The 14,159-nt window shown below is 66.5% G+C and carries 11 protein-coding genes; 6 read left to right on the forward strand and 5 right to left on the reverse strand.

The genetic code is table 11. From position 1 onward, the window contains the following. The first annotated feature begins 10 nt into the window (after positions 1-10). The 4 genes from chvE (at position 11) to FVA74_RS03225 (ending at position 5,417) form a co-directional block, all read left to right on the forward strand. Positions 11-1,120: a multiple monosaccharide ABC transporter substrate-binding protein gene (gene chvE, locus FVA74_RS03210; RefSeq protein ID WP_240792289.1), complete on the forward strand. Its 1,110-nt coding sequence runs from the start codon at positions 11-13 to the stop codon at positions 1,118-1,120. Between the two features lie 76 nt (positions 1,121-1,196). Then, positions 1,197-2,729: a multiple monosaccharide ABC transporter ATP-binding protein gene (gene mmsA / locus FVA74_RS03215; protein WP_147720336.1), complete on the forward strand. Its 1,533-nt coding sequence runs from the start codon at positions 1,197-1,199 to the stop codon at positions 2,727-2,729. Continuing rightward, the gene (gene mmsB, locus FVA74_RS03220) at positions 2,730-4,040 is read left to right on the forward strand and encodes a multiple monosaccharide ABC transporter permease (protein WP_147720337.1); all 1,311 of its coding nucleotides are present in this window, start codon (positions 2,730-2,732) and stop codon (positions 4,038-4,040) included. It abuts the gene before it with no gap. Positions 4,041-4,136: 96 nt separating this feature from the next. After that, entirely contained in the window at positions 4,137-5,417 is a 1,281-nt protein-coding gene (locus FVA74_RS03225; protein WP_240792290.1) for a multidrug effflux MFS transporter, read from the forward strand. Between the two features lie 15 nt (positions 5,418-5,432). Here the strand turns inward: FVA74_RS03225 and FVA74_RS03230 are convergent, their stop codons facing one another. From FVA74_RS03230 to FVA74_RS03250, 5 genes are all read right to left on the reverse strand, one after another. Beyond that, positions 5,433-6,452, reverse strand: a complete 1,020-nt coding sequence (locus tag FVA74_RS03230; RefSeq protein ID WP_147720338.1) for a LacI family DNA-binding transcriptional regulator — start codon at positions 6,450-6,452, stop codon at positions 5,433-5,435. Positions 6,453-6,516: 64 nt separating this feature from the next. Continuing rightward, complete coding sequence (yjfF, locus tag FVA74_RS03235) at positions 6,517-7,527, reverse strand: galactofuranose ABC transporter, permease protein YjfF (RefSeq protein ID WP_147720339.1); 1,011 nt, start codon at positions 7,525-7,527, stop codon at positions 6,517-6,519. Next, complete coding sequence (locus FVA74_RS03240; RefSeq protein WP_147720340.1) at positions 7,524-8,591, reverse strand: ABC transporter permease; 1,068 nt, start codon at positions 8,589-8,591, stop codon at positions 7,524-7,526. Before FVA74_RS03240 ends, yjfF begins: the two co-directional genes overlap by 4 nt. Beyond that, entirely contained in the window at positions 8,588-10,159 is a 1,572-nt protein-coding gene (locus tag FVA74_RS03245; RefSeq protein WP_147720341.1) for a sugar ABC transporter ATP-binding protein, read from the reverse strand. The genes FVA74_RS03240 and FVA74_RS03245 overlap by 4 nt, the downstream gene beginning before the upstream one ends. Positions 10,160-10,239: 80 nt before the next feature. Continuing rightward, complete coding sequence (locus tag FVA74_RS03250; RefSeq protein ID WP_370454495.1) at positions 10,240-11,217, reverse strand: ABC transporter substrate-binding protein; 978 nt, start codon at positions 11,215-11,217, stop codon at positions 10,240-10,242. 309 nt (positions 11,218-11,526) lie between these two features. Here FVA74_RS03250 and FVA74_RS03255 point away from each other — a divergent pair, with 309 nt between their 5' ends. Then, positions 11,527-12,243 carry a hypothetical protein gene (locus FVA74_RS03255; protein WP_147720342.1) on the forward strand — a complete coding sequence of 239 codons (717 nt, stop codon included), beginning with the start codon at positions 11,527-11,529 and terminating at the stop codon, positions 12,241-12,243. A 348-nt stretch (positions 12,244-12,591) separates the two neighbouring features. Continuing rightward, positions 12,592-14,097 (forward strand): alpha-N-arabinofuranosidase, encoded by a 1,506-nt coding sequence (locus FVA74_RS03260; RefSeq protein WP_147720343.1) that lies wholly within the window; start codon positions 12,592-12,594, stop codon positions 14,095-14,097. Positions 14,098-14,159 lie beyond the last annotated feature (62 nt).

The following is a 14,159-nucleotide window of genomic DNA, read 5'->3' on the forward strand; positions in this document are numbered from 1 at the left end:
GGAAGACACAGTGAAGACCAACAAGTTGCTCACCGGCATCGCCGCCGCGAGCGCGCTCGTGCTGACCCTGGCCGGATGCTCCGGCGACCGCACGGGCGGGAGCGCAGACGGTGACACCGAGGGCGCCATCGTCGGCGTCTCGATGCCCACCCAGACCTCCGAGCGCTGGATCGCCGACGGCGACAACGTCGAGGCCGAACTCGAGGAGCTCGGCTACAAGGTCGACCTCCAGTACGCCAACGACGACATTCCCACGCAGCTCTCGCAAATCGAGAACATGATCTCGGGTGGCGCTGAGGCGCTCATCATTGCGGCCATCGACGGCACCGCGCTGACCGAGGTGCTCGAGCAGGCTGCGGCCCAGGAGATCCCGGTGATCTCCTACGACCGCCTCATCCTCGGCTCGGAGAACGTCGACTACTACACAACCTTCGACAACTTCGAGGTCGGCGTGCAGCAGGCAACCTCGCTCGTCACGGGCCTCGGATTGCTTGACGAGAACGGCGAGGAGACCGGCGAGACCGGCCCCTTCAACGTCGAGCTCTTCGCCGGCAGCCCCGACGACAACAACGCCACCTTCTTCTGGGAGGGCGCCATGTCGGTGCTCGAGCCCTACATGGAGGGCGGCGTCATCACGGTTCCCTCGGGCCAGACCGAGTTCGAGCAGGCCGCCATCCTGCGCTGGGAGGCCTCGCGCGCCCAGGCCCGCATGGATGACCTGCTGACGATCATCGGCGGCACCCAGCTCGACGGCGTGCTCTCGCCCTACGACGGCCTTTCGATCGGCATCATCTCGGCGCTCACGGCCGGTGGCTACTCGGCGAACGACCTGCCGATCGTGACCGGACAGGACGCTGAAGAGGGCTCCATCAAGTCGATCATCGCGGGCGAGCAGTACTCGACCATCTTCAAGGACACGCGCCTCCTGGGTGCGCAGGCCGTCGAGATGGTGGATGCTGTGCTGGGCGGTGAGGAGCCTGAGGTCAACGACACCGAGACGTACAACAACGGCGAGAAGGTCGTGCCGTCGTACCTCCTTGAGTCGCAGATCGTCACCGCCGACAACTACGTCGAGGTACTCATCGACAGCGGGTACTACGACGAAGGCACCTTCGAGTAAGACACGCACCAGCCGGTGGGGCGCAGGGATGCGCCCCACCGGCATCCGTCACAACGACAAGGAATAGAGGCAGGGAATGGTCGCGAACATTCTCGAGATGCGCAGCATCACCAAGACGTTCCCCGGCGTGAAAGCGCTGCAGGACGTCAACCTCTCCGTCGCCCGCGGTGAGATCCATGCGATCTGCGGCGAGAACGGGGCGGGCAAGTCCACCCTCATGAAGGTGCTCTCGGGTGTGTACCCGTACGGCACCTATGAGGGCGAGATCCTTTTTGAGGGCGAGCCGGTCAGCTTTCGCGACATCCGTGACAGCGAGAAGAGCGGCATCGTCATCATCCACCAGGAGCTGGCCCTGAGCCCGTACCTCTCGATTGCCGAGAACATATTCCTCGGCAACGAGATCCAGCGCGGGGGCTTCATCGACTGGAACAAGACCAACCTCGAGGCCGCGAAACTGCTCGCGCGCGTTGGGCTGAGCGACAATCCCACGACCAAGATCACCGACATCGGCGTCGGAAAGCAGCAGCTCGTAGAGATCGCGAAGGCACTGTCGAAGGAGGTCAAGCTCCTCATCCTGGATGAGCCCACGGCGGCGCTCAACGACGAGGACTCGGCCCACCTGCTCGATCTGATCAAGCACCTGCAGAAGCAGGGGATCACGTCGATCATCATCAGCCACAAGCTCAACGAGATCAAGGCAATCGCCGACAAGGTCACCATCATCCGTGACGGCCGCGCGATCGAGACGCTCGACATGCACAGCGACGAGATCTCTGAGAACCGCATCATCAAGGGGATGGTCGGCCGCGACCTCGAGCACCGCTACCCCGACCGCACCCCCAAGATCGGCGAGGTGATCTTCCGCGTCGAGGACTGGACCGTGCGCCACCCGACCGAGCATGACCGCGTCGTGATCCACGGCGCTAACCTCACGGCGCGGGCCGGCGAGGTCGTCGGCATCGCGGGCCTCATGGGCGCCGGCCGCACCGAGCTCGCCATGAGCATCTTCGGCCGCTCCTACGGCTCCGGCATCTCGGGGCGCGTCTTCGTGCGCGGCGAGGAGGTCAAGGTGCGCACGGTCTCTGACGCGATCGACGCCGGCATCGCCTACGCGACCGAAGACCGCAAGCGCTACGGGCTCAACCTCATTGAGGACATCAAGCGCAACATCTCCGCGGCGGCGCTCGGCAAGCTCTCGAAGGCGGGCTGGGTCGACGACAACAAGGAGTACCTCGTCGCATCCGACTACCGCAAGAGCATGAACATCAAGGCGCCCTCGGTCGCATCCGTCACAGGCCAGCTGTCGGGTGGAAACCAGCAGAAGGTCGTGCTCTCCAAGTGGATGTTCTCCGACCCCGACGTGCTGATCCTCGACGAGCCGACGCGCGGCATCGACGTCGGCGCGAAGTACGAGATCTACACGATCATCAACAGGCTCGCGGCAGAGGGGAAGGCGGTCATCGTGATCTCCTCCGAACTCCCCGAGCTCCTCGGCATCTCCGACCGCATCTACGCGCTGTCGGAGGGCCACATCACGGGCGAGATGAGCATCCAGGATGCAACACCGGAAGCACTCATGCAATACATGACCAAAGAGAAGGAAAAGTAGATGAGCGTGCTCAAGGAATCGGTGGGCTTCCTCGCCAGCCGAATGCGCCAGATCGGTATCTTCATCGCGCTCATCGTGATCGTGGTGCTGTTCCAGATCCTCACGGATGGACGCCTGCTGACGGCCGGCAACGTGTCGAACATCATCGTGCAGAACAGCTACATCCTGATCCTCGCGATCGGCATGGTGATGGTCATCATCGCCGGCCACATCGACCTCTCCGTCGGGTCGGTCGCGGCATTCGTCGGCGCGATGTCGGGCATCATGATCCAGGACTGGGGCGCGCCCTGGTGGGTCGCGATCATCGCCTCGCTCGTGATCGGCGCGCTCGTGGGCGCATGGCAGGGCTTCTGGATCGCCTTCGTCGGCATCCCCGCCTTCATCGTGACGCTCGCGGGCATGCTGATCTTCCGAGGCCTCACGCAGATCGTGCTGGGCAACCAGCGCATCACGCCGTTCCCCAATGAATACCGCCAGCTCGGTGGTGGCTACGTGTTCCCGCAGTTGTTCCCCGCGAGCTCCTCGCCTGCCGAGTGGATCACGGTCGGCCTCGGCATCCTCGCGCTCATCATGCTCATCGCATCGCAGGTCAAGGGGCGGATGTCGCGCGTCAAGCACGGCCTCGAGAGCGAGCCGCTCAGCTGGTTCGTTGCCAAGCTCGCGTTCACGGGTGTGCTCGTGATCGGCCTGACCTACCTGCTCGGCATCGCGCCCGGCTCGCGCGGCACCCCGATCGTGCTGATCGTGCTCGGCGCCCTCGTGGTCATCTACACGGCCGTCATGAACCGCAGCGTCTTCGGGCGCCACGTCTACGCTCGCGGAGGCAACCTGCACGCTGCGCAGCTCTCGGGCATCAAGACGCAGAAGGTCGACTTCTACCTCTTCGTCAACATGGGTGTGCTGGCGGCCCTCGCGGGTCTCGTCTTCACGGGTCGCCTCAACTCGGCCGGCCCCGGCGCGGGCAACCTGTTTGAGCTCGACGCGATCGCGGCAGCCTTCATCGGTGGTGCCGCCGTCACGGGTGGTATCGGTACCGTCACGGGCGCCATCACGGGTGGCCTCATCATGGGTGTGCTCAACAACGGCATGTCGCTCATGGGCGTCAGCACCGACTACCAGCAGTTCATCAAGGGCATGGTGCTGCTGCTCGCCGTCGCGTTCGACGTCTTCAACAAGCGTCGTTCGAGTGGCCGGCGTGCCGCCCCCAGGAACAAGACGGTGCTCGACAGGACCACGGGCGTGGCCACCGTCGAGTCCGGCAAGCCGGATGCCGTGAAGGCCGACACCAAGGTGGGCCCCGCGGGCGACTGACCTGTTGCTCCTCGCGATGCCGGCCGTCTCTCGGGGCGGCTGGCATCGTTGCTCCCTGGCGTTAGGCTTCTCCTCTGTCATCGATCAAGGAACCGTGTGAGCCAGACCAATTCCATCCCCGTCATCACTCCCGGGGACCTGAAGGACAAGCGTCCGCACCCGGGTGACGCGCTCACCTCCCGCCAGCGGCTGGTCTACGTGCTCGTGCTCGGCACGCTCACGGCCCTCGGCCCCTTCACGATCGACCTGTACCTGCCGGCGTTCCCCGCCCTCGAGCGCGACCTGGGCGTCGGCGCGGCTGCGATCCAGCTCACGCTGACCGGCACGACCATCGGCTTCGCCCTCGGCCAGCTCCTGGTGGGCCCGTGGAGCGACAAGGTCGGCCGCAGGCTTCCCCTCATCCTCGCGACGACCGTGCACATCGCCGCGAGCATCGGCGCGGCGCTCGCTCCCGATATCGCGTGGCTCGGCGTCTTCCGCGTGTTGCAGGGCTTCGGCGCGGCCGCGGGCGGTGTCGTCGCGATGGCGATGGTGCGAGATCTCTTCGGTGGCAAGCGGCTCGTCACGATGCTGTCGCGCCTCGCGCTCGTGAACGGCCTCGCGCCGATCCTCGCGCCCGTGATCGGTTCACAGCTGCTGCGCATCACCGACTGGCGGGGCATCTTCTGGGTACTAGCCGGCTACGCCGTGCTCGTTGTTGGGGCGGTTCTCCTGCTCATCACCGAGACACGGCCCGCATCCGCCCGGCGTGTACCCGGTCACAGCACGATGCGCTCCCGCTACCGCGCCCTCTTCACCGACCGGGTCTTCGTCGGGGCGGCGATCGTCGGAGCGATGAGCTTCACAGGACTCTTTGCCTACCTCTCGAGTTCATCCTTCCTGTTCCAGGGCGTCTACGGCTTCAGCCCGCAGCAGTACGGCCTACTCTTCGGCATCAACTCGGTGGGTGTCGTGCTCGGCGTGCAGACCAGTTCGCGCCTCATGGCCCGCCACGGCGTCGGCCCGCAGTGGGTGCTCGTCGGTGTTACCAGCGTGCAGCTCGCGATGGCGATCACCATCGTGTCGCTCGACCAGGCGGGTGCCGGGCTCTGGGGCACGCTCATCCCGCTGTGGTTCTACATCACGGCCTGCGGATTCGGCTTTCCCGCCGTGCAGGTGCTGGCCCTCGCGCACCACGGCAAGGAGGCCGGCACCGCGGCATCCCTCCTCGGCGCCCTCAACTTCGGGCTTGCCGGCGTCATCTCGCCCCTCGTCGGCGTCATGGGGGTCGCAACGGCGACGCCCATGGCCATCGTCATGGGTGGCGCGTCGGTGCTCGGCGTCGTGATCGTGTGGGCCGTCGTGCGTCCACGTTCGGTGCCGCCGCTCGAGGAGTGAGCGAGCGGGCCCAGCTCAGGGCCGCAGCGGCGCGGTGGAGCGTCGCAGCACGAGGCCCGGCACGTGGGGCGCCCGCGCATCGGGGAGGTCGCCATCGTCGAGCAGCTCGAGCAGCCTCGCCATGATGTCGCCCCCCAGGCCCGCGAAATCCTGATGCATGGTCGTGAGCGGGGGAGTGAAGAAGGCGGCCTCGGGGATGTCGTCGAAGCCGATCACGCTCACATCCTCGGGAACGCGGATGCCACGCTCCTTGAGCGCGAACATCGCCCCAAGGGCCATTTGGTCGTTGCCGCTCACGATCGCCGTGAAGCCCCGGGATGCCGCCAGGTGGAGTCCTCTCTCGTAGCCGCTCCGCGGGGTCCAGTCGCCCTCGAGCGGCGCCCGGGCGACGAGACCGGCGTGCGAGAGCGCAGCGCGCCAGCCACGCTCGCGTTCCGTGGCATCCATCGAATGCTGCGGCCCCGCGAGATGCACGATCTCCCGGTGGCCGAGTTCGATGAGGTGTTGCGTCGCGAGACGGGCGCCCTCGAACTGGTCGATCGAGACACTGTGGAAGCCGGGGCGGGCGCTGCTGTCGACCGCCACGAGCGGCACGCCGAGGTCGAGGCCCTGGATGGCGTCGAGCGCGCCGCGATGGGCGGCGATGAGCACCATGGCCTCGATGCTCTGCGAGAGCAGCGTCTCGACGGCGGCGCGCATCGAGACGGGGTCGGCCTGCAGCATGCTCGTGATGCTGATGGTGTAGCGCGCGCTGCGGGAGGCCTCCGTGAGCGCCTGCAGGGTCGCGGAGGGCCCGTAGTCGGGGCTGCCCGTCGTGATGACCCCGATCGTGCGGGAACGGCGGGTGACGAGGGCCCGCGCGTTCGTGCTCGGGCGGTAGCGCAGCTGCCGGATCGCGTCCTCGACCCGCTTGCGCGTCGCGGGGCGCACGCTCGGATGGTCGTTGACGACCCGGGAGACGGTCTGGTGAGACACCCCCGCGAGCCGTGCGACGTCGAAGATATTGGCGGACCGCGCCTTGTCTTCACCGCTCACTCGTGCACGCCCCCAGCATCCGCCCTTCTTGAATTATGCCCGTCCATCGCGGCGATGACCGTTCTCAGCGCCGGCGGGCGGTGAGAATGCGCTGCAGGATGATGAAGAGCAGCAGCAGGCCGCCGATCACGATCTTCGTCCACCAGGAGCTGAGTGTGCCGTCGAAACTGATGATGGTCTGGATCGTGCCGAGCACGAGCACGCCGAGGAGCGAGCCCAGCACAAAGCCGTAGCCGCCCGTGAGGAGCGTGCCGCCGATCACGACGGCGGCGATCGCCTCGAGCTCCATGCCGACGGCCGTCAGGCTGTAGCCGGAGAGCGTGTACAGGCTGAAGAGGATGCCGGCGACGCCCGAGCAGAAGCCGCTGATGACGTAGACGAGCACCTTGGTGCGCACGACCGGAAGTCCCATGAGGTGCGCCGAGGCCCCGCCGTCGCCGATCGCGTAGACCGTGCGGCCCGTGCGCGTGAAGTGCAGCACGATGAAGGCGATCACGACGACTGCGACCGCGACGATGACGGTCGGCGTGATGCTGAGGCGGTCCGCGAGCGGGATGCGGGTCTGCGCGAGCGCCACGAAGAACGGGTCGGTGATCGAGATCGAGTCGAGGCTGATGACGTAGCAGAGACCCCTCGCGAGGAACATCGCGGCGAGCGTCGCGATGAAGGGCTGGATATCGAAGTAGTGGATGACGAGGCCCACTAGGAGGCCGAGGGTGGAGGTCGCGAGCAGCACGACGACGATAACGGCGAGAGGGCTCCAGCCGTCGCGCAACAGGGTGGCCGTGATCATGGTCGAAAGCGCCACGACAGCGCCCACCGACAGGTCGATGCCACCCGTGAGGATCACGAAGGTCATGCCGACCGCGAGCACGATGAGGAAGGCGTTGTCGATGAAGAGGTTCATGACGACCTGGCCCGAGGCGAACCCGCGGTAGCGGCTCGCGCCCACGGCGAACATCGCGACCAGCAGCACCAGGGTCACGAGCACCGAGGTGTAACGCGACGACGGGATCAGGCGTGCCAGGCGACTGCGGCTCGAGAACGCCTTCACGGGAGGGAGGGTCGTGGTCATGACGCAACCGCCTTTGCTGTCGCCGGGGTTGTGGTCCTCGCGCGCCGGCGCATCCGTTCCCGCATGGCGGGCGACTGCAGGAGGCAGACGGCGATCACGACGAGGGCCTTGAACACGAGCGTGATCTCGGGAGCGATGCCGATCGTGTAGACCGTCGTCGTGAGGGTCTGGATGATGAAGGCGCCCACGAGGGTGCCCGTGAGTGAGTAGCGCCCGCCCATGAGCGAGGTGCCGCCGATCACGACCGCGAGGATCGCGTCCATCTCGATCCAGAGGCCCGCGTTGTTGGCGTCGGCCGCCGTGACGTTGGAGCTGATCATGAGGCCGGCGACACCGGCGCAGAGGCCGCTGAAGATGTAGACGGTCCATGTGATGCTGCGCGCACGCACCCCCGCGAGACGGCTTGCCGCCGGATTGATGCCGACCGACTCGATGAGGAGACCGAGTGCGGTGCGACGCGTCAGGAGCGCCGCAACGATGAACATGCCGCCCGCGATGATGATCGAGGCAGGCAGGCCGAGCCAGTACCCGCCGCCGATGACCTTGTAGGCGGGGCTCGAGACTGTGATGATCTGGCCCTCCGTGATGAGCATCGCGATGCCCCGGCCAGCCGTCATCAGGATGAGCGTGGCGATGATGGGCTGGATGCCGAGGGCCGCGACGAGCAGGCCGTTCCACGCCCCGAGCAGCAGGGAGAAGCCGAGGGCGACGGCGACGGCGGTCACGACCGTCGCGACGCTGCCGGGGTCTGGCGAGTCGGCGATGATCGTGCAGGCGAGGGCACCCGCGATCGCCACGACCGCGCCGACCGAGAGATCGATGCCGCGCGTCGCGATCACGACCGTCATGCCGAGCGCGACGAGCAGCGTGGGCGCGCCATTGCGAAGGATGTCTATGAGGCTGCCGAAGAGGTGGCCATCGTGCACGCGGATGGCGAGGAATGACGGCGACACGATCACGTTGAGGGCGAAGAGGGCGAGCAGGGTCACGATCGGCCAGAAGAGGCGGCTGTGCAGTGCTCGGCTCGCGAGGCCCTGGCGGCCACCGAGCTGCGCGCTGCTCATGCCCCGGCTCCCACGGTCGTGGCGACGGCATCCGTGTCGTCCTCGGAGCCGCTCGCAATGAGGGTCATGATCTCGCCGACCGTCACGTCTTCATTCACGAAATCGGCGACCTTGCGGCGGTCGCGCATGACGGCGATGCGGTGGCTCAGGCGCAGCACCTCTTCGAGTTCCGCCGAGATAAAGACGACCGACATGCCCTCCTCCGCGAGGTTGGCGACGAGTCGCTGGATCTCCGCTTTCGCGCCGACATCGATTCCTCGCGTCGGCTCGTCGAGGATCAGGAGCCGCGGCGCGACCGCGAGCCATCTCGCGAGGAGCACCTTCTGCTGGTTGCCGCCGCTCAGGTTGCGCACGAGCGCGTTGGGGTCGGCCGGGCGGATGCCGAGGGCGGAGATGTAGCTCGTCGCCAGTTCGTCTCGCCTGCGCTTCGGGATCGGGCGAAACCAGCCGCGGTCGCTCTGCAGCGCCAGCACGATGTTGTCGCGCACCGTCAGGTCGTCGACGATGCCCTCACGCTTGCGGTCCTCGCTCGAATACGCGATGCGCCTCTTGAGGGCCGCTCGCGGGGAGCGGAAGCGGCGCTGGCTTCCGGCGACCGTCAGGGTTCCCGTCTCGGCGCGGTCGGCGCCCGAGAGGAGCCGTGCAAGTTCCGTGCGGCCCGAGCCGAGGAGGCCAGCGAGGCCGACGACCTCTCCCTGGTGGATGGTGAGCGAGGTTGGCTCGACGGAGCCCTTGCGGCCAATCTCGTGCGCAGTGAGGTACGGCGCACTTCCCGCGGAGTCAGTGCTGTCGAGCGACTTCGAACGGGTTTCGAGCCGCTCGAGCAGCTCGATGTCCTTGCCAATCATCTTGTGCACGAGCTCGATGCGGAGGATCTCCTCGGTGCGGTACTCGCCGACGAGCGCTCCATTGCGCAGCACCGTGAGCCGGTCGGCGATCTCGTAGACCTGGTCGAGGAAGTGGCTCACGAAGAGGATTGCAACCCCGTCGTCCTTGAGCCGGCGGATGACGCGGAAGAGCTCGGCCACCTCATCCGCATCGAGGCTCGAGGTCGGCTCATCGAGGATCAGTACCTTGGCGCGAATGTCAATGGCTCGAGCGATGGCGACGAGCTGCTGCACCGCGAGCGAGTGCGAGCTGAGGGGGGAGGCGGGGTCGATGTCGAGGTTGAGGCCCGCGAGCACCTCCGCCGCACGACGCCGCGTTGACGCCCAGTCGATCAGGCCGAAGCGACGGGGTTCCCGCCCGAGCATGATGTTCTCGGCGACCGAGAGGTTGGAAAGCAGGTTGACCTCCTGGTAGACCGTGCTGATTCCCGCATCCTGCGCCTGCGCCGGGCCGTTCACGCTGAGCGGCTCGCCCGCGAGCATGATGGCGCCGGAATCGATGGGGTAGACGCCGGTCAGCGCCTTGATGAGGGTGGACTTGCCCGCCCCGTTCTCGCCCATGAGTGAATGGACCTCGCCAGGGAACATGCGAAAGCTCACCGAATCGAGCGCCTTGACGCCGGGGAAGCTGATCGAGATGTCTCGCATCTCCACGACGGGGGCAGGGCTGGTCTCGCTCATGTCTCTCCTCATTGAGAAAACTCGGGTGCCCTTTCAGAATTCAGGAAGGCAGGCCTTCCTGAATTCTGAAAGGTTCGCGCTTAGTACTGCCGGTTGGGCAGGGCCTCGACGGCCTGCTCCTGCGTGAACGTCGTCTCCTCCGTCACGATGCGCTTCTCGACATCCTCGCCCGCGACGACCTTCTGCACGATCTCGACCAGCTGGTCGCCGAGGAGCGGCGAGCACTCCACGATGAAGTTGATCTTGCCATCGGCGAGGGCCTGCATGCCGTCCTTGACCGCGTCGACCGTGACGATCGTGATGTCCTCGCCCGGAACCAACCCGGCCGCCTCGATCGCCTCGATCGCGCCGAGGCCCATGTCATCGTTGTGGGCGTAGACGAGGTCGATGTCGGGGTTCGACTTGAGGAAGGCCTCCATGACCTGCTTGCCGCCGGCCCTCGTGAAGTCGCCCGTCTGCGAGGCGACGACCTCGAACTTCGGGTCGGTCACGACGTTGCGGAAGCCTTCGGCGCGGTCGTTGGCGGGAGCCGCACCCGTCGTGCCCTGCAGCTCGACGATGTTGACCTGGTCGGCGTCGGCGAACTCGCTGTTGACCCACTCGCCGGCCCGCTCGCCCTCAAGGATAAAGTCCGAGCCGAGGAACGAGACATAGAGCGACTCATCCTCCGAGTCGACCGCGCGGTCGGTCAGCACGACGGGGATGCCAGCGTCCTTGGCCTCCTTGAGCACCGTGTCCCAGCCGGACTCGACGACGGGGGAGAACGCGATCACGTCGACCTGCTGCTGGATGTAGCTGCGGAGCGCCTTGATCTGGTTCTCCTGCTTCTGCTGGGCGTCGGAAAACTTGAGCTCGATGCCCGCCTCCTCGAAGGCACGCTTGATGTCGGTCGTGTTGGCGGTGCGCCATCCGCTCTCGGCGCCGACCTGTGCGAAGCCGACGACGATGTCTTCGTTGCCGCCCTCTCCGCCCTGTGCCCCAGAGTCGCCGCCTCCGGCGCAGCCGGTGAGTGCAATGAGCATGGCGGCAGTGGCGGCCACACCCGTGAATTTCTTGATCAACCCAAACTCCCTTGTTCAGTGATCCCGCGGTGTCGTGTGGTGCGGGCGACATCCGGGTGTCCAGCTCGTTCTGGATGACAGAATGTTAGCGCTCACATTCAGCTCTGGCAACGATGACTTGTCACGGATCGATAACAGCCACAAAGGGCCATAAGTGGTACGGCCGGGACGCATCCTTGCCCGATGTGAGGGTTCTCATTGCGGTCGGTAATGCGGCTTCGCGCGCTGCTCGCAGTCGTAGCTGACAAGCCGTGCGTCAACGCGGTTACCCGAGCGGCGGGGCGAGGTTTCCTGTTGACTGTCGGCATGAGCATCCCTCGCGAGCACTCACTCGACTATCCGCGCCTCGGAGGCACGCTCATCCTGAGCGCGGGCGTCGCGCTCTTCGGATGCTGGTTCACCGGCATGTACGCCATCACGGGTATCGCGTGGCTCGGCGCGGTGGTCGCGATCGTCGCGCTCGTTGCGGCGGTCGTCGGGGTGGTGCTGCTCTTCAGCCGGCGCCGCACCGCCGAACCGCACACGGGTGAGCGGATGCTCGGGCGCGGGCAGCGCGTCGTGCTCGGTGTCGCGGCATCCGCTGCCCTCCTCGTGGTGGTCGCCCTCGGATTCCTGGACGGCTACGTGTGGATGCCCGAAGCACTCATGCCGGGGATGACGGCCGCTGAGATCCGAGCGCGCATGGACGACGCGGGCGAGCTCGGCTCTTCGCTCACGATGCTGGGAATCTGGACGGTGTGCTGGGGCCTCGCGGCGCTTGCCCCGTGTGTGCTCGGCGTCATCGGGCCGGCATGGCTCAGCGCCCGGCGGATGCTCCTGCTCACGTTGGGAATCGTCGCTGCTGCGATCTTCTTCCAGTGGATGGGCACCTTCTCGATGGGCATGGGCGTCGCAGACACCTTCGGTACGAGTGGCGGCCAGTCGTCGTTCTGGGTGTTCTACTCGATGCTCGGCCAGGCATCGCTCATCGCGGTCATAGCGCTGTGGCTGCGACCCTGGACCGGCGGCCCGAGGGCCGCGTAGCGCGGCGGCGTCAGCCGGCCGATTGCGAGAACGCGACCGTCTCATCGACCGGCTGAGACTCGAGCGACACTTCGTCGCTCGAGGTCCAGCGCATAGCGTGTTCGGCTCGAGCGGTTCATCCGTTCCCCCTTCTGCCGACACGTCATGTTTGCACGGATGCCGCGCAACGTCGGAGATTCGGCGACACGCCGCTTGAGGTATCCGCTCGTCGCGGTGTGTCGCCGAATCTCCGACGTTGCAGCGGGTCCCGGCGGGAAGCGCCATGTGGATCGCGACTCGCCTGAAGTGCACCGCGGCAGCGGGGACGTGGGACACAACACTGGGTACAGGAGACAGAGGGAGCGGATATTGGCTAAGGCAACACTTGTCATCGACCGGTCGGCGATCGTCACCCGCATCAACCGGCGTATCTTCGGCTCCTTCGTCGAGCACCTCGGCCGCTGCGTCTACGACGGCATCTATGAGCCGAACCACGCGACCGCGAACGAAGACGGCTTCCGCACCGACGTCATCGAGCTGGTCAAGGAGCTCGGCACCACGACCATTCGCTATCCCGGCGGCAATTTCGTCTCGGGGTACCGCTGGGAAGACGGCATCGGGCCGCGCGATCAGCGCCCCGTGCGGCGGGACCTCGCTTGGCACTCGCTTGAGACCAACCAGGTGGGCGTCGACGAGTTCGCCCGGTGGGCCAAGCTCACGGGCAGCGAGATCATGATGGCCGTCAACCTCGGCACGCGGGGCGTCCTTGAGGCGCTCGACCTGCTCGAGTACGCGAACCACCCCTCCGGCACCCGGCTGAGCGACCTGCGCATCGCCAACGGTGCCGCGGAGCCCTACGACATCCGGATGTGGTGCCTCGGAAACGAGATGGATGGCCCCTGGCAGGTGGGCGCGATGAGCGCCGACGACTACGGCAAGCTCGCCGCCCGCACGGCCGCCGCCATGAAGATGACCCAGAAGGACCTCGAGCTCGTCGTGTGCGGCAGCTCCAGCTCATCCATGCCGACCTTCGGCGAGTGGGAGCGGGTCGTGCTCGAGCACGCCTACGGCCACGTCGACTACGTCTCCTGCCACGCCTACTACCAGGAGCGAGGCGGCGACCTCGGCAGCTACCTCGCCAGCTCGCTCGACATGGAGTACTTCATCTCGACCGTCGTCGCGACCGCCGATCACGTCAAGCACAAGAAGCGCTCCGACAAGACCATGCAGCTCAGCTTCGACGAGTGGAACATCTGGTACCTCGACGAGCACAAGGAGAGCGACGAGGTGAGCGAGACCGAGTGGCCCATCGCGCCACGCCAACTGGAAGACGTCTACTCCGTCGCCGATGCCGTCGTGCTCGGCAACCTGCTCATCACCCTGCTGAAGCACCACGACCGCGTCACGAGCGCATCCCTCGCCCAGCTCGTCAACGTGATCGCACCCATCATGACCGAGCCCGGCGGTGACGTCTGGCGCCAGACGACCTTTTTCCCCTTCTCCGTGACGTCTCGGATGGCGCGGGGCAGCGTCATCCGCCCCGTCATCGCCTCCGACCGCTACGAGACAGCCCTCTACGGCGAAGCGGATGTCGTCGACTCCGTGGCGACCGTCGATGACGATGGTGCGGCATCCGTCTTCCTCGTCAACCGCAGCACGAGCGAGCCCGCCACCATCACGATCGACGTGCGCGACCTCGGCGTGAACCGGGTGACCGAAGCCCAGGTGCTCCACGACGACGACGTCTACGCCAAGAACACGCTCGCGCAGCAGGACCGCGTCGGGCTGCGGGCGCTCGAGGAGGTCTTCCTCGATGGCGACACCCTCACCGTGACCCTTCCGCCCGTGTCGTGGGCCGCCATCGGCGTCGCGTGATTCAGCGCGCAGCCATCGCGTGATTGATGGCTGGCCGAGCGTTCGCTGAACACCCGAGAGGC

The sequence above is a fragment of the Salinibacterium sp. dk2585 genome (genome assembly GCF_008001035.1).
Classification (GTDB): Bacteria; Actinomycetota; Actinomycetes; order Actinomycetales; family Microbacteriaceae; genus Homoserinimonas.